Genomic DNA, 14,713 nt, shown 5'->3' with positions numbered 1-14,713 from the left:
GAACAATGAACGATCATTCGAGCAATGCTGCCGCCCGTGACGGCAATGCGGAATCGTCCTCCTCAGAAGAGGGCGGAAGTCCGGTACGTCACGAAAATTCCAACCGCACCCAGTCGTCCTTCTGGTCTCGCGCCGTCCGGCTGCTGAGGCCCTCGCAGGGCGAAAGACTGCGTGAGGACCTGGCCGACGCGCTGCTGACCGATGCGGCCGTCAGCAACGCGTTCTCGCCCGAAGAGCGGGCGATGCTGCACAACATCCTGCGCTTCCGCGAAGTCCGCGTTGAAGATGTGATGATCCCCCGCGCCGATATCGAAGCCGTCGACATGACGATGACACTCGGCGACCTTCTGATCCATTTCGAGGAAACCGGGCGTTCGCGCATGCCGGTCTATGCCGATACGCTGGATGATCCGCGCGGCATGGTGCATATCCGCGACCTTCTCTCCTATCTGGCCAAGCAGGCACGCAACAAGCGCCGTGGCGCTGCGCCGCGCACCGTGCAGGTGGATGTCGCAGCAGATGGCGACGTGGCCGAAAAGCCTGTGCGCACTGCCAAGGCCGCTTTCGATCTCGGCCGCGTCGATCTCACCAAGACGGTTGCCGATGCTGGCCTCGTGCGAAAAATCCTGTTTGTGCCACCGTCCATGCTCGCTTCCGAACTTTTGAGCAGCATGCAGGCCGCGCGCACGCAGATGGCGCTGGTCATCGATGAATATGGCGGTACCGACGGTCTCGTCAGCCACGAGGATATCGTCGAGATGGTCATCGGCGATGTCGAGGACGAACATGACGATGACGAAGTCATGTTCTCGCAGGTCAGCGACGATGTGTTCGTCGCCGATGCCCGCGTCGAGTTGGAAGAAATCTCCGAGGCGATCGGACCAGATTTCGATGTGCGTGTGCAGCTCGAAGACGTCGATACGCTCGGCGGCCTTATTTTCTCCGCGCTGGGTCGAATCCCGGTGCGTGGCGAAGTCGTGCAGGCAGTTCCGGGCTTTGAATTCCAGATCCTCGAGGCCGATCCGCGTCGCATCAAGCGCGTCCGCATCCTTCGCAAGCGTGCCGCTGCCCGTCGTCGTATCAAGAGTGATCTTGAGCACGGTCCGGAAGTCGATGTTTCCGCCGGATCCGACGTGACGCCGATCAACGGTATCGTGCCCCAGCAATCGCCGCGCGTGGAGCAGCCGCGCACCTGATGTGCCTGAACCAACAAACCAAAACGGCACGCCACGGCGTGCCGTTTTGCGTTCAAGGCCTTCGGAAAACTGCACGGACAAGCTGCACGACAAGAGGCGGTTTTTTTGGAACACTGCCGCGGGTTTGATTCGGGCGATATGAGGGTGTGAATGGAGCGGCTTGCAGGCAAGGTCATGCTTCTATGGGGCTGGCAAAGGGCGCTTTTGGCGATTGCGGCCGGTGCAATCGGTGCCCTGGCGCTGCCGCCGGTGGGCTTTTTTGCCGCCTTCTTCGTTTCCTTCACGCTTCTGGTCTGGCTGATGGATGGCTCGACTGCGGGCTCGGAAGGCGGGTTCTTCCGGCGTTTCCGCTCCACCTTCATTCTCGGCTGGCTGTTCGGCTTCGGGTATTTCGTGGCCGGCCTTTGGTGGCTCGGCAATGCGCTGCTGGTGGATTCCGATGAGTTTGCCTGGGCGCTGCCGCTCGCCGTTTTCGGTCTGCCTGCCTATCTTGCGCTTTTTTACGGGCTGGCGGCGGCGATTGCCGGCATCCTCTGGTCCGATGGTCTAGGCCGGCTGGCGGCACTGTCGCTTGGCTTCGGCATCGGTGAATGGCTGCGCAGCTTCATTCTCACCGGCTTTCCGTGGAACACGATCGCCTATGGCATCATGCCGATCCCCATGATGATGCAATCGGCCGGCATCGTCGGCATTGGCGGCCTCTCCATGCTCGCCGTCTTTATCTTTGCGGCTCCCGCATTGATCGGTACCCGCAAGGGGATGGTCGGTGGTCTGGCGATCGCCGTCCTGCTGTTTGCCGCTCATCTCGGTTATGGCGCATGGCGCTTGCATGGCGCGGATGCAATGATGGCAGCGCGGCCGCAGCAGGATGTCTCCGTGCGCCTCGTTCAGCCGGTCATCGACCAGGCCCGCAAGATGGACAATAGCGATCGTGTGGCGATCTTCGAGGAGCATCTGGCGCTCAGTTCTGCTCCACCGTCCGAGGGCGTCAAGCGGCCCGATGTGATCGTCTGGCCGGAAACGTCATTGCCCTTCATCCTCACACAGAACCAGGACGCCCTGGCGCGCATCGCCGATGTTCTGCAGGACGGCCAGGTGTTGATTGCCGGTGCCGTTCGCGCCGAAGATGCCGGGCCGGGGCGGCCGCCGCGTTATTACAATTCGGTCTACGCAATTGACAGTCAGGGCCAGATTATCGGCGCCAGCGACAAGGTGCATTTAACACCTTTCGGCGAGTACCTGCCCTACGAAGACTTCTTTAACTCTATCGGCGTCGGCAATGTCGTCGATATGCCGGGTGGTTATACGGCGGGTAGCCGTCGGTCGCTGATCACGCTGCCGTCCGGTGTCAGCTTCTATCCGCTGATCTGCTATGAGGCGATTTTTCCGGACGAAATTTCTCTTGAAGCCGAAAAGGCGAGTGTTATCCTCAATATAACAAACGATGCATGGTTCGGCATCACGCCGGGTCCATACCAGCATTTTCAGCAGGCGCGGGTGCGTGCAATCGAGACGGGTCTTCCGTTGATTCGGGATGCCAACAACGGCATATCGGCGGTGGTAGACCCCTTCGGACGTATATCAACAGGTTTAGATCTTAATCACAAAAGCGTGATTGATTCTACCATTGGTGGTGGAGCTGTCTCTCATTGGAACAATTTCAGCCGTCAAACGCACCTATGGTTGATTGCGGCTGCAATGTTTCTGATTGCAGCGATTTCCCGTCAGGGTTTTAAATCTCGCGTCAATTGACCAAAAACCCCCAAAATTGCATAGTGTTCGCAGCCTATCGTGTTGCCATATGCTTCCTCGTTTATGTTGCGTGCAGCTAAATTAGCAATGAGCCTATCTACACACGGGATACGGGTTATGGGGATTGATAGCAACCTAACTAGGACTGTGAGATGATTGAAAATAAGAAGAAGCCGAATCCGATTGACATTCATGTTGGTAGTCGTATTCGTCTTCGTCGCACGATGCTGGGTATGAGTCAGGAAAAGCTGGGCGAAAGCCTTGGCATTACTTTCCAGCAGATCCAGAAATACGAGAAGGGTACCAATCGTGTAGGTGCCAGCCGCCTGCAGAATATTTCGAGCATACTGAATGTACCGGTGTCGTTCTTCTTCGAAGATGCGCCCGGCGACCAGATCAATGGCCAGTCCGGAATGGCTGAAGCGTCCAGCTCGAACTATGTTGTCGACTTCCTGTCCTCCTCGGAAGGTCTGCAACTCAACCGCGCGTTCGTAAAGATTTCCGACCCGAAGGTTCGTCGCCGTCTGGTTGATCTGGTCAAGGCGCTCGCCGCCGAAGCAGATACCGAATAACGCTTTCCTCCCAAGACTGCGTATTTGAAAGCGGCCTCACGGCCGCTTTTTTATTGTCGGCCGACGATTCATGGCTTCCGACTGTCGCAAGCCTGCCTCATTTTCGCGAAATCATCGCATAAAGATATATTTATGTCGTTGTGTTCTTGTCTTCAAAGGACGAAGTCACTACACATTCGCCGAGTTGTTCTTGAGGGGAATCCCAACATGCGTGCCAACTACCTCTTCACCAGCGAATCCGTTGCTGAAGGCCATCCGGACAAGGTTTGCGATCGTATTTCCGACGAGATCGTCGATCTGGTCTATCGCGAAGCCGTAAAGACGGGGGTCAATCCCTGGACGGTGCGTGTTGCCTGCGAAACGCTGGCGACCACCAATCGCGTCGTGATTGCCGGTGAGGTTCGCCTGCCGCCCAGCCTGATGAAGAAGGACAAGAACGGCGACGACGTCATCAATCCGTCGAAGTTCAAGTCTGCCGCGCGCAAGGCCATTCGTGACATCGGTTACGAACAGGACGGTTTCCACTGGAAGACCGCCAAGATCGACGTACTTCTTCATTCTCAGTCGGCCGACATCGCGCAGGGCGTCGATAGCGCAGCCGACCAGCAGGGTGACGAGGGAGCCGGCGACCAGGGCATCATGTTCGGTTACGCCTGCAAGGAAACGCCGGATCTGATGCCGGCCCCTATCTATTACGCACACAAGATCCTCGCGCTGCTCGCCGCCGCCCGCAAGAAGGGCGAGGGCGATGCCGGCAAGCTTGGCCCGGACGCCAAGAGCCAGGTGACGGTGCGTTACGAAAACGGCATGCCGGCGGGTGTCGCCTCGATCGTTCTGTCCACGCAGCATCTCGATACCAGCTGGGATTCGAAGAAGGTTCGCCAGGTTGTCGAACCCTTTATCCGCGAAGCCATTGGCGACCTGCCGATCGATGCGGATTGCAAGTGGTACATCAATCCGACCGGCAAGTTCGTCATCGGTGGCCCGGATGGTGATGCAGGCCTCACTGGCCGCAAGATCATCGTCGACACCTATGGCGGTGCGGCCCCGCATGGCGGCGGCGCATTCTCCGGCAAGGACACGACCAAGGTCGACCGTTCGGCAGCCTATGCCGCCCGGTACCTTGCAAAGAACGTGGTCGCAGCCGGCTTTGCCGAGCGTTGCACGATCCAGATCTCCTACGCGATCGGCATTGCCCAGCCGCTGTCGATCTATGTCGATCTGCACGGCACCGGCAACAATGTCACCGAAGACCAGGTTGAAGCGGCCATCCGCAAGACCATGGACCTGTCGCCGGGCGGCATTCGTCGTCACCTCGACCTCAACAAGCCGATCTATGCCAAGACCGCATCCTACGGCCATTTCGGCCGCAAGAACGGCCGTGACGGTTCCTTCTCCTGGGAGAAGACCGATCTCGTGAAGCCGCTAAAGGAAGCCCTGAAGGTCGGCTGATCGGCCTTTACGGACCATCGCAAAAAACTGTAAAGCGGGTATCTCTTCGCGGAGATATCCGCTTTTTGATTTCGAAAGACCGACCATGACCGAACCATCGCATCCCACCCGCGCGACCGAAGCCTTTTTCGGCAGACGCAAGGGCAAGCCCTTGCGCGAACGCCAGGCGGAAACGATGGACACGGTCCTGCCGGCGCTTTCCGTCGATCTGAGTGCCGAGGCACCAAAGGATCTGGCTGAACTGTTTCCGTTCACGCCGGAACGTACCCGCCTGGAGATCGGCTTTGGCGGTGGCGAACATCTGGTGCACCGCGCGCAGGAAGAACCGACAACTGGCTTTATCGGCGTGGAACCCTTCGTCAATTCGATGGCAAAACTGCTTGGCCGCGTCGGCGAACTGGATCTGAATAATGTTCGCGTTTACGCCGATGATGCCACGCAGCTTCTGGACTGGATGCCGGAAGCCTGTGTGGATCGTATCGACCTTCTCTATCCGGACCCGTGGCCGAAGAAGAAGCACTGGAAGCGTCGGTTTGTTTCGCAGGTCAACCTGACCCGTTTTCACCGCGTGCTGAAGCCGGGCGGCATGTTCTGCTTCGCCTCGGATATCGATACCTATGTGAACTGGACGCTGACGCATTGCCACGATCACGGTGGCTTCGCCTGGACGGCGCAAGAGCCATCGGACTGGCTGACGCCCTTTGCCGGCTGGCCGGGCACGCGTTATGAGGCCAAGGCCAAGCGCGAAGGTCGTTCCTCGGCCTATCTCACCTTCAAACGCGTCTGACGCGCAATAAGGTTGGTAGAGACAATAATGGCGCGGTTGTTGTCAGACAGCCGCGCCAAAGTATTTTTAGTGAAGGCTGACGGTGCGCAATTCGTCTTCCGCGGCCTTGAAGAAGGTGCTGGAACGGTTGTCGCTCAAAAGGATCGGCGTGCCGTCGGCGCCGAACAGCGCCCAGAGGTCGAGTGCCGGATCGATATCGGGAGCTTCCGGAAAACAGCGCGACACTTCTTCTGAGCGCATCCTGCGGATATAGCCGACTTCACCGGCGCCGAGATCCACAAGTTCATTCTGCGTCAGGCGCGCAGTCGCTTCTTTAAGCAGCATTCCAGCCTCCGTCTTGAGGGCATTCCGGCATCGTCGCCGTTGACCTACTCTGAGACGGAAATATTAATTTTTCGCACCATGCGCTCCGGTTCCGGACGAATGAGATCGACCGAGAGCAATCCATTGCGCAATCCCGCGCCGCCAACCTGCATGCCATCTGCCAGCACGAACACCCGCTGGAACTGGCGCGCGGCAATGCCGCGATAGAGGTAATCACGGTCCGGTACGTCGATCTGGCGGCCGCGAATGATCAGCTGATTTTCCTCGACGGTAACCTCAAGTTCCTCTTCGGAAAAACCGGCCACGGCAATGGTGATTCGCAGGCGCTCCACGCCACACGCATCCGCAGCAATGCGCTCGATATTGTACGGCGGATACCCGTCATTCGCCTTGGCAAGGCGCTCGAGGGTCTTCTCCATCGCGTCGAAACCCAAAAAGAGAGGGCTTGCGAAGGTGGTGCTTCGGCTCATGTCGTTTCAGTCCTTGAATTCAAGCGACCATGCCCGCACCCGAAATTGGCATGCGGTTTCAGACATCATATGGGAAATAAGCCGCTCCGCTGCAAGCGCCGAAGAAGCCTGCAGCAAGGGAATTGCTCAAAGATGCGAGGCAACCTGTTCCGCCGTCGGGATCGACGGTTGGGCGCCGGCTTTCAGGCAGGCAAGCGAACCGGCGATGGCCGCACGGCGAAGCGCGTCGGGGAAATCCAGCCCCTGCTCCATGCCGGAAACCAGGTAGCCGCAGAAAGTGTCGCCAGCCCCGACTGTGTCGACCGGAGTGATGTCCAGCCCCTTTACCCTGTGCACGACACCGTTGCGGACTGCGATCGCACCGTCGCCACCAAGGGTCACGATCAGTGCCTGACCGCGTTCGGAATGCCATTCCCGCATGGCGGTTTCGCGCTCATCGGCCTGCGTTATCTGCCTGCCGACCAGAAGCGAAAATTCAGTCTCATTGGCGATCACGACATCCGCCAGTTTCGCCAGTTCGGCTGCTTCCGGCGTCAGCGGCGCGGTGTTGAGAATGCTGACGATATGCTGGGCACGGGCCGAAAGCAGAGCGCGTTCGACGCTTGCTGCCGGAATTTCAAGCTGCAGCATCAACAGGCTGCCGGCCCGCATCGTGCCAACCGCGATATGGGCCTGATCGTCATCGATGGTGCCATTGGCACCGGGCACCACAACGATCATGTTTTCGCCGTCGCCACCGACCAGGATCTGTGCCGTGCCGGTTGGCTCGCTGCTGCGGGCAACGGCGGAAAGATCGACACCGGCCTCTTCCAGCAATTCTAGTGCCGGCTTGGCAAACTCGTCTTTACCAACCGCACCTGCCATGCGCACGCCGCTGCCGGCGCGCCGGGCTGCTAGTGCCTGGTTGGCGCCCTTGCCGCCGGCTGCCGTGGAAAAGCCGGTGCCGGCAACGGTTTCGCCAGGCGCCGGCAGGCGTGGCGTGTTGGCGATGAGGTCCATGTTGATGGAGCCGAGGACAGTGATCATGAAAAACCTGTGAACGCGTTCGATGCCGATGTTTTGCGGGCGACACTGCCCGACAGTGTCAGTCCTCGTCAACCACCCTCAGTTTCAGCAGGCCGGTGCGGCTTTCGACGCCATGCGACGGCTGCGGCTTATGGTTTTCAATGCCGTTATTGTGTGGTGCGGGCGCCTCGAGCTCCAGCGCACCGATCTTGGCGCCGCGACGGTTCAGCTTGTCGGAGGAGGTCAGGATCTGCTCGACATCCTTCTGCGCTGCCAAAAAATGGCTCTGCAGTTTGCGGGTGCGATCATCCAGGCGGCCGAGATCGTCCATCAGCAGCGCCACCTCGCCCTGGATCAGATGAGCCTGTTCGCGCATGCGCTGGTCCTTCAGCACAGCCTGTATGACCTGGATGGACAGCATCAGCAGGGAAGGGGAGACGATGACGATACGGGCACGTTGCGCCTTCTGCACCACGCCCTCAAAATGCTCGTGAATTTCTGCAAAGATCGATTCCGACGGTACGAAAAGAAAGGCGGTTTCCTGTGTTTCGCCGTGAATCAGATATTTTTCGGCGATGTCCTTGATGTGCACTTCAAGGTCGCGGCGGAACTGCTGCCCGGCATTGCGGCGGAGATCCGGATCGGTCGCCTCGCGAAAAACGTTCCAGGCTTCCAGCGGAAACTTTGCGTCGATCACCAGTGGCGGCGCGCCGTTCGGCATTGATATCGTGCAGTCCGGTCGCGTGCCGTTGGAAAGCATTGTCTGAAAACCATAAGCCCCCTGCGGCAGCGCGTCGGCAACGATCGCCTCCATACGGCCCTGGCCGAAGGCGCCGCGTGTCTGCTTGTTGGAAAGGATCGCCTGCAAGCCGACAACATCTTTGGCAAGCGTCTGGATATTGTTCTGTGCTGCGTCGATGACGGCAAGCCGTTCCTGCAAAGCGCGCAGATTGTCGTGGGTGGATTTGGTCTGTTCGGTGATGGTCGCACCCAGCCGATGGCTCATGCCGTCGAGACGCTGACTGACGGCGCGGTTAAGTTCCGACTGGCGGCTGCTCAGCGCCTCACCCATCGCTGCCATGCGGCCCTGCATTTCTGACTGCAGCCTCAAGACTTCCGCAAGCCGGGCATCCGCTTCCGCCGCCCGGCGCGCCGCTTCGTCCTGCGCATAAGCGGCGGCACGTCTGCCCGACGCCATCATGACGAGGGCGAGCACAAACAGAAGAACGGCGATGCCGACAGCGGCAACAAGGATCGGATTGCCGGCCAGCGCAGCCAGAAGGGAGTTTTGGGTTTCCATATGGCAAGCCTAGCAGATTTATTCTCGTCGGAAAGATCAAAACAGGAACAAATTGCGATGGACTGCCAAAACAAGGTGCCATTCATCAGCTTTCACGCGTTGGCAAAGCCAAGGCTTCAATTTTTGTTTTCCCTGCCGAAAAGATGGGATAATGGGAGGCCATGACGATCAAGCCGCTTATTATCTTGCCCGATCCAGTGCTGCGCACGGTATCCGCCCCCATAGAACGCGTCGACGACGCGGTGTTGAAGCTCGCCGATGACATGCTTGAAACCATGTACGATGCTCCCGGCATCGGCCTTGCCGCGATCCAGATCGGTGTGCCGCGCCGCCTGTTGGTTATCGATGTCGCCAAGGAAGGTGATCCGGCCCAGCCGATGGTGTTCATCAATCCGGAAATCGTGAAGTCTTCCGACGAGCGTTCGGTTTACGAAGAGGGCTGTCTGTCGATCCCGGAATATTATGCCGAGGTCGAGCGTCCGGCGACGGTGACGGTCAAACATATCGGCCGCGACGGCAAGGAGCATACGCTGGAGGCCGATGGTCTTCTGGCCACCTGCTTCCAGCACGAACTGGATCACTTGAACGGCATTCTGTTCATCGACCATATTTCGCGTCTGAAACGCGAGATGGTGATCAAGAAATTCACCAAGGCCGCCAAGGCGAAGGTCTGACCTGAGTTGGCCTCTGATTGCGGCGCTTTCGGCCGCGATCTTTCCATGCCCATGAACAAGGACGGATCCGACCATGTCTCTTCGCATCATCTTCATGGGCACTCCGGATTTTTCAGTGCCGACGCTTCGGGCTTTGAAAGAGGCAGGTCATGAGATCGTCGCCGTCTACAGCCAGCCGCCGCGTCCGGCGGGACGGCGCGGGCTTGATCTGACCAAATCGCCCGTGCATCAGGCCGCCGAACTTCTCGGCATTCCGGTCCTGACGCCTCTCAACTTCAAGGCCGAGGAAGATCGCGAAACCTTTCGGGCCCTCAATGCTGATGTCGCTGTCGTTGTCGCTTATGGCTTGCTGCTACCGGTCGCCATTCTCGAAGGCACGAAGCTCGGCTGTTACAATGGCCATGCTTCTCTTCTGCCGCGCTGGCGCGGTGCCGCTCCCATCCAGCGTGCTATCATGGCCGGTGACGAAAAGACCGGCATAATCGTCATGAAGATGGAAAAGGGCCTCGATACCGGCCCGATGGCGCTGACGAAGGAAGTGGACATCAGCGAGGCGATGACGGCCGGCGAACTGCACGACAAGCTGATGCTGGTCGGTGCACGCGCCATGGTGGAGGCAATGGAAAAGCTGGAGGCGGACGACCTACCGCTGACGGTTCAGCCGGAAGAGGATGTGCTTTATGCCGCCAAAATCGACAAGAGCGAAACCCGCATCGATTTTTCAAGACCCGCGCGCGACGTGCACAACCACATTCGCGGTCTTTCGCCGTTTCCGGGGGCATGGTTTGAACTGGAAATCAACGGCAAGCCGGAACGTGTGAAGGTGCTGGCATCCGAAGTCTCCGGGGGACAGGGCGAGGCCGGTGAAGTGTTGGCAGATAGTGCCGTCCTGATTGCCTGTGCCGAAGGTGCGTTGCGTCTCACGCGCCTGCAGAAGGCGGGTGGAAAGCCGCTTGATGCTAGCGATTTCCTGCGTGGAACGCCGATTGCGGCCGGCACCATTCTGCCGTCGTCTGCCGGGGAAGCCTGATGCCGCGCTTTCGCATGGTCGTCGAATATGACGGCACCGCCTATGTCGGCTGGCAGCGTCAGGACAACGGTCACTCCGTTCAATCGGCCATCGAAAAGGCCATTCTCAAGCTGACCGGCGAAACCGTATCCATTCGTGGCGCCGGGCGCACCGATTCCGGCGTGCATGCGCGTGGTCAGGTGGTCCATGCCGATCTGTCGCGCGAATGGTTGCCGCACAAGCTGCGCAATGCCGTCAACGCCCATCTGATGATGGCGAATGAAGCCGTATCGATCGTCGAGGTCATGGCCGTCGATGACACGTTCGATGCCCGCTTTTCCGCGCTCAAGCGGCATTATCTCTATCGAATCCTAAATCGCCCGGCACCCTTGGCGCTGGAAAAGAACCGTGCCTGGTGGGTGGCTAAGGAACTCGACCATGAGGCCATGCATGCCGCCGCGCAGATGCTGGTCGGCCACCATGACTTTACCACCTTCCGTTCCACCCACTGTCAGGCGAAAAACCCGGTCCGCACGCTGGATCGTCTGGATGTAACCCGTGTCGGCGATCTGATCGAAATCCGCGCCAGCGCCCAGAGTTTTCTTCACAACCAGATCCGCTCCTTTGCAGGCACGCTGAAGATCGCGGGCGAAGGCAAGGTGACGCCGGATGACGTGCGCAAGGCGCTTGAAGCCCGTGACCGCAGGGAATGTGGACCGGTGGCGCCGCCGGAAGGGCTGTATTTCATGAAGGTCGAATATCCCGGCGATCCTTGCTACCAGGATGGAACCTGATTAGGGCGCCACGCCCAGAAATGACTGCAAGGCATCCGAGAGCAGTAACGACGGAATGATCAGCGTCATTGCCGTGGTGGCGACGATAAGCGGCTGCGGTCCAAGAATCATCCGCAGGATGCGCGACAGCGAAAACACCAGGCCGAGCAAGAGTGCCAGCCACAGCAGCGCGACAAAACCTTCACTGCCCGGCAGCAGGAAGGCGATGACGATCAGCACCGCATAACCGTAGGAAAACGGAACGGACAGCCAGTTCGAGATGGCCACGATGGCGGGAAAGCGACCACGCAAGCCGAGTGTCATGCAGAGCACGGCAACAAGGATCAGCGGCATGATCCAGTTCATGGCGTCGATCAGGCCTAGCTTGAAGAAGAATGGCAGCCCGAGTTTCGTGCCGGGCGGGCTGTCTTCCAGCACCGCCAGCCGCGCCCAGTTCCACGAGATCAACATGGGCGGCAGGCACCAGACGATCGCCCAGAAGGACCTGTTCATGCCTCGGTCTGTCAGGTCGAGACGGCGAAAACCCTGCGCGTCGCCTTTGACCAGCAACCACAGGCCGGAGATGTAATGCTGGAGTTCAGTAAACGATGGCACGGATAAACTCTCTACAGACTGCGGCTTGTTCAATAATCAATGTGTATGCCGGCTGCCTTTTCCAAGGTTACGGCAAGATAGTTCAGCAGTACGACACCGGGAATGGCCAAAGCGAGTGCCTTGAAGGGATATCCGCCTATCACGTTCCGGAACGCGCGCACGGTTGCAGCCAGTTCGAGAACGCCGAATATGAGAAAAATCGCAAGTTGACCAAGCCAGAACTGCATCGCGAACTCTTCATGTTGCAGTGGCAGAAGAAACAACAGGAGGACGATCGCGTTGATCACAAAGATCGGTAGCGTGCTCCAGTTGAACACAACGATCAGCACGCGCAGTTGCGGACGAAGCTTCAAAGCAAAACACAGCCAGGCGATGAGAACAGGCGGTATGATCCAGCGCATGGCCTCGATAGCCGCCAAAACGGTAACATACGGCAAGGTGGACATTTGGCCGTCCGGCCCCGTTGCGCTGACATAGTCCATGCGCTGTATCACGCAATAAACGGCAAAGGCCGGAAGGCACCAAAGGATCGCCCAGAAGGACTGCCACATGCCGCGTTCGGACGTATCCAACAAGTGAACGCCCCGTGGATCGCCCTTGATCAGCAGCCAGATGCCGTAGAGATAGCTGCGAACCTCATGAAACGACGGCATCGGCAAACCACCGGGTGATGAAGTCGCCATAGATAAGGGTCAGTGTTTCGAGATCGGCCACCGCCACGCGCTCGTCCACCATGTGCATGGTCTGGCCGACAAGGCCGAATTCCACCACCGGGCAATAATCCTTGATGAAACGGGCATCGGACGTGCCGCCTGTCGTGGAAAGCTGCGGACGCTTGCCCGTCACGCTTTCAACCGAGGCGGTGAGCGAACCGATCAACGCGTCGTTGCGGGTGAGGAAGACGTGGCTTGGGCGTTCGGCCCAGGTGATATCGTATCGGGTAGCGTCGCGGCCGGGGCGCAGCGGGTTGTTTGCGGCGGCCTCATCCAGACGGCGCAGGATTTCGGCTTTCACCGTATCGGCCGTCCATGTGTCGTTGAAGCGGATGTTGAAGGCGAACGTCGCCTTCTCCGGCACGACATTGGTGGCCGGATTGCCGACATCGAGTGTCGTCACTTCCAGATTGGTGGCCGGGAATTCCGGTGTGCCGGCATCGAATGGCGGGTCCATCAGCGCCGAGGCCAATGACAGCGCGCCACGCACGGCATTGTCGGCGAGATGCGGATAGGCGGCATGTCCCTGCACGCCGTGCACAGTCACCTTGCCGGACACGGAACCGCGACGACCAATCTTGATCATGTCGCCGAGCACGTCCGGATTGGTGGGCTCCCCGACGAGGCAGGCGTCCCAGTGCTCGCCCTTGTCTGTGGCCCATTTCAGCAGCTTTGTCGTGCCGTTGACGGCCGGGCCTTCCTCGTCACCGGTGATCAGGAACGAGATCGAGCCTTTTGGCGTACCATGCTGTTCGATGTGGCGGGCAACGGCGGCGACAAAGCAGGCAATGCCGCCCTTCATGTCGACTGCACCGCGGCCGAACAGTTCACCATCGGCGATCGCGGCGGCAAAGGGCGGGTGGCTCCACGAAGCCTCGTCACCGGGCGGCACGACATCCGTGTGCCCGGCAAACATGAGATGCGGCCCGTCGGTGCCGATGCGGGCATAGAGGTTTTCGATGTCCGGCATGCCCGGTTCGCTTGCCACCATGCGCTCGACGGTGAAACCGAGTGGTTTCAGCATGGCTTCGAGCGCGGTGAGCGCGCCGCCTTCCGCCGGGGTGACGGAAGGGCAACGGATCAGCGCCTGCAGGTTTGCGACCGGATCTGCAACGGACATGTATAAAACCTTGAGAAGAGTTGGGATCAGTCGCGCAGCAGCTCGTTGATGCCGGTCTTCGAACGGGTCTTTTCATCGACCGTCTTGACGATCACGGCGCAATAGAGATGCGGGGCGGCCAGACCATTCGGCATGGTGGCATTGCCCGACGGCATCGAGCCGGCAACGACGACCGAGTAAGGCGGCACTTCGCCGAAGGTGACTTCGCCGGTGGCGCGGTTGACGATTTTTGTCGACTTGCCGATGTAGACGCCCATGCCGAGGACAGAGCCTTCGCGGATGATGCAGCCTTCGACGACTTCCGAGCGGGCGCCGATGAAGCAATTGTCTTCGATGATGGTCGGGCCGGCCTGCATCGGCTCCAGAACGCCGCCAATGCCGACGCCGCCGGAAAGATGCACGTTCTTGCCGATCTGCGCGCAGGAGCCGACGGTCGCCCATGTGTCGACCATCGTGCCTTCATCGACATAGGCGCCGAGATTGACGAAGGACGGCATCAGCACGACGTTCTTGGCGATATAGGCCGAGCGGCGCACGACGGCGTTCGGCACGGCGCGGAAACCGGCAGAGCGGAATTCGCTTTCGCCCCAGTTTTCGAACTTGGACGGAACCTTGTCCCACCATGTGGAATTGCCCGGACCGTTCTTGACGACTTCCATGTCGTTGAGGCGGAAGGAGAGAAGCACGGCCTTCTTGAGCCACTGGTTGACTGTCCAGTTTCCGTCTTCGCCACGAACCGCGACGCGGGCCTGGCCAGAGTCCAGCAGGTTCAAAGAGGTCTCGACCGCATCGCTCACTTCACCTTTGGTCGAAACGTTGACGTTGTCGCGGTTGTCGAAGGCGGTCTCGATTGTCTTTTCGAGGGCGGCGAAGTCGAAGCTGCTCATGGGGAATCCTTAAACGTCACGCGATATCGTGAAGATGGAGATGGCCTTGCCGTCTGGCAAAAAC

General features: G+C 59.4%; 16 protein-coding genes. 8 read left to right on the top strand and 8 right to left on the bottom strand.

The genetic code is table 11. From position 1 onward, the window contains the following. Nucleotides 1-5 precede the first annotated feature (5 nt). From GAO09_RS01250 to trmB, 5 genes are all read left to right on the top strand, one after another. Nucleotides 6-1,196 carry a hemolysin family protein gene (locus GAO09_RS01250; protein WP_153352250.1) on the top strand — a complete coding sequence of 397 codons (1,191 nt, stop codon included), beginning with the start codon at nt 6-8 and terminating at the stop codon, nt 1,194-1,196. Between the two features lie 150 nt (nt 1,197-1,346). Next, nucleotides 1,347-2,948 carry an apolipoprotein N-acyltransferase gene (gene lnt / locus GAO09_RS01245; RefSeq protein WP_153352249.1) on the top strand — a complete coding sequence of 534 codons (1,602 nt, stop codon included), beginning with the start codon at nt 1,347-1,349 and terminating at the stop codon, nt 2,946-2,948. Nucleotides 2,949-3,100: 152 nt separating this feature from the next. Then, the gene (locus GAO09_RS01240) at nt 3,101-3,520 is read left to right on the top strand and encodes a helix-turn-helix domain-containing protein (protein ID WP_153352248.1); all 420 of its coding nucleotides are present in this window, start codon (nt 3,101-3,103) and stop codon (nt 3,518-3,520) included. Between the two features lie 207 nt (nt 3,521-3,727). Further along, nucleotides 3,728-4,972: a methionine adenosyltransferase gene (gene metK, locus GAO09_RS01235; protein ID WP_153352247.1), complete on the top strand. Its 1,245-nt coding sequence runs from the start codon at nt 3,728-3,730 to the stop codon at nt 4,970-4,972. A gap of 85 nt (nt 4,973-5,057) precedes the next feature. Further along, nucleotides 5,058-5,759, top strand: a complete 702-nt coding sequence (gene trmB, locus GAO09_RS01230) for a tRNA (guanosine(46)-N7)-methyltransferase TrmB (protein WP_153352246.1) — start codon at nt 5,058-5,060, stop codon at nt 5,757-5,759. Nucleotides 5,760-5,825: 66 nt separating this feature from the next. Here trmB and GAO09_RS01225 read toward each other — a convergent pair whose 3' ends face one another. From GAO09_RS01225 to GAO09_RS01210, 4 genes are all read right to left on the bottom strand, one after another. Then, nucleotides 5,826-6,083, bottom strand: a complete 258-nt coding sequence (locus GAO09_RS01225; RefSeq protein ID WP_112733747.1) for a BQ00720 family protein — start codon at nt 6,081-6,083, stop codon at nt 5,826-5,828. A 44-nt stretch (nt 6,084-6,127) separates the two neighbouring features. Further along, the gene (locus GAO09_RS01220) at nt 6,128-6,553 is read right to left on the bottom strand and encodes an Hsp20 family protein (protein ID WP_153352245.1); all 426 of its coding nucleotides are present in this window, start codon (nt 6,551-6,553) and stop codon (nt 6,128-6,130) included. Between the two features lie 126 nt (nt 6,554-6,679). After that, nucleotides 6,680-7,579 carry a ribokinase gene (locus GAO09_RS01215; RefSeq protein ID WP_153352244.1) on the bottom strand — a complete coding sequence of 300 codons (900 nt, stop codon included), beginning with the start codon at nt 7,577-7,579 and terminating at the stop codon, nt 6,680-6,682. Between the two features lie 58 nt (nt 7,580-7,637). Next, nucleotides 7,638-8,858 carry a DNA recombination protein RmuC gene (locus GAO09_RS01210; protein ID WP_153352243.1) on the bottom strand — a complete coding sequence of 407 codons (1,221 nt, stop codon included), beginning with the start codon at nt 8,856-8,858 and terminating at the stop codon, nt 7,638-7,640. 161 nt (nt 8,859-9,019) lie between these two features. Between GAO09_RS01210 and def the strand changes: the two genes are divergently transcribed. The 3 genes from def to truA all read left to right on the top strand — a co-directional run bounded on the left by def (nt 9,020) and on the right by truA (nt 11,335). Further along, a complete protein-coding gene (def, locus tag GAO09_RS01205) occupies nt 9,020-9,532 on the top strand; it encodes a peptide deformylase (RefSeq protein ID WP_153352242.1) in 513 nt (170 codons plus the stop codon). A 73-nt stretch (nt 9,533-9,605) separates the two neighbouring features. Beyond that, the gene (gene fmt, locus GAO09_RS01200) at nt 9,606-10,562 is read left to right on the top strand and encodes a methionyl-tRNA formyltransferase (RefSeq protein ID WP_153352241.1); all 957 of its coding nucleotides are present in this window, start codon (nt 9,606-9,608) and stop codon (nt 10,560-10,562) included. Next, the gene (truA, locus tag GAO09_RS01195; protein ID WP_153352240.1) at nt 10,562-11,335 is read left to right on the top strand and encodes a tRNA pseudouridine(38-40) synthase TruA; all 774 of its coding nucleotides are present in this window, start codon (nt 10,562-10,564) and stop codon (nt 11,333-11,335) included. The genes fmt and truA overlap by 1 nt, the downstream gene beginning before the upstream one ends. Here the strand turns inward: truA and GAO09_RS01190 are convergent, their stop codons facing one another. From GAO09_RS01190 to dapD, 4 genes are all read right to left on the bottom strand, one after another. Then, nucleotides 11,336-11,929 carry a hypothetical protein gene (locus tag GAO09_RS01190; protein ID WP_324184947.1) on the bottom strand — a complete coding sequence of 198 codons (594 nt, stop codon included), beginning with the start codon at nt 11,927-11,929 and terminating at the stop codon, nt 11,336-11,338. Nucleotides 11,930-11,958: 29 nt separating this feature from the next. Further along, a complete protein-coding gene (locus tag GAO09_RS01185; protein ID WP_153352238.1) occupies nt 11,959-12,411 on the bottom strand; it encodes a hypothetical protein in 453 nt (150 codons plus the stop codon). A 154-nt stretch (nt 12,412-12,565) separates the two neighbouring features. Continuing rightward, nucleotides 12,566-13,762 carry a succinyl-diaminopimelate desuccinylase gene (dapE, locus tag GAO09_RS01180; protein WP_153352237.1) on the bottom strand — a complete coding sequence of 399 codons (1,197 nt, stop codon included), beginning with the start codon at nt 13,760-13,762 and terminating at the stop codon, nt 12,566-12,568. A 26-nt stretch (nt 13,763-13,788) separates the two neighbouring features. Further along, complete coding sequence (gene dapD, locus GAO09_RS01175) at nt 13,789-14,649, bottom strand: 2,3,4,5-tetrahydropyridine-2,6-dicarboxylate N-succinyltransferase (RefSeq protein WP_153352236.1); 861 nt, start codon at nt 14,647-14,649, stop codon at nt 13,789-13,791. Between the last annotated feature and the right edge of the window lie 64 nt (nt 14,650-14,713).

Source organism: Endobacterium cereale (genome assembly GCF_009617585.1).
Taxonomy (GTDB): domain Bacteria; phylum Pseudomonadota; class Alphaproteobacteria; order Rhizobiales; family Rhizobiaceae; genus Neorhizobium; species Neorhizobium cereale.
The sequence above is the reverse complement of the archived record's forward strand: the minus strand, read 5'-3'. Positions and strand labels throughout refer to the sequence as shown.

Excerpts from the sequence above, each read along its gene's own strand:
- GAO09_RS01250 (WP_153352250.1), top strand. The coding sequence starts at position 6 with ATGAACGATCATTCGAGCAATGCTGCCGCCCGTGACGGCAATGCGGAA.
- lnt (WP_153352249.1), top strand. The coding sequence starts at position 1,347 with ATGGAGCGGCTTGCAGGCAAGGTCATGCTTCTATGGGGCTGGCAAAGG.
- GAO09_RS01240 (WP_153352248.1), top strand. The coding sequence starts at position 3,101 with ATGATTGAAAATAAGAAGAAGCCGAATCCGATTGACATTCATGTTGGT.
- metK (WP_153352247.1), top strand. The coding sequence starts at position 3,728 with ATGCGTGCCAACTACCTCTTCACCAGCGAATCCGTTGCTGAAGGCCAT.
- trmB (WP_153352246.1), top strand. The coding sequence starts at position 5,058 with ATGACCGAACCATCGCATCCCACCCGCGCGACCGAAGCCTTTTTCGGC.
- GAO09_RS01225 (WP_112733747.1), bottom strand. The coding sequence starts at position 6,083 with ATGCTGCTTAAAGAAGCGACTGCGCGCCTGACGCAGAATGAACTTGTG.
- GAO09_RS01220 (WP_153352245.1), bottom strand. The coding sequence starts at position 6,553 with ATGAGCCGAAGCACCACCTTCGCAAGCCCTCTCTTTTTGGGTTTCGAC.
- GAO09_RS01215 (WP_153352244.1), bottom strand. The coding sequence starts at position 7,579 with ATGATCACTGTCCTCGGCTCCATCAACATGGACCTCATCGCCAACACG.
- GAO09_RS01210 (WP_153352243.1), bottom strand. The coding sequence starts at position 8,858 with ATGGAAACCCAAAACTCCCTTCTGGCTGCGCTGGCCGGCAATCCGATC.
- def (WP_153352242.1), top strand. The coding sequence starts at position 9,020 with ATGACGATCAAGCCGCTTATTATCTTGCCCGATCCAGTGCTGCGCACG.
- fmt (WP_153352241.1), top strand. The coding sequence starts at position 9,606 with ATGTCTCTTCGCATCATCTTCATGGGCACTCCGGATTTTTCAGTGCCG.
- truA (WP_153352240.1), top strand. The coding sequence starts at position 10,562 with ATGCCGCGCTTTCGCATGGTCGTCGAATATGACGGCACCGCCTATGTC.
- GAO09_RS01185 (WP_153352238.1), bottom strand. The coding sequence starts at position 12,411 with ATGGACTATGTCAGCGCAACGGGGCCGGACGGCCAAATGTCCACCTTG.
- dapE (WP_153352237.1), bottom strand. The coding sequence starts at position 13,762 with ATGTCCGTTGCAGATCCGGTCGCAAACCTGCAGGCGCTGATCCGTTGC.
- dapD (WP_153352236.1), bottom strand. The coding sequence starts at position 14,649 with ATGAGCAGCTTCGACTTCGCCGCCCTCGAAAAGACAATCGAGACCGCC.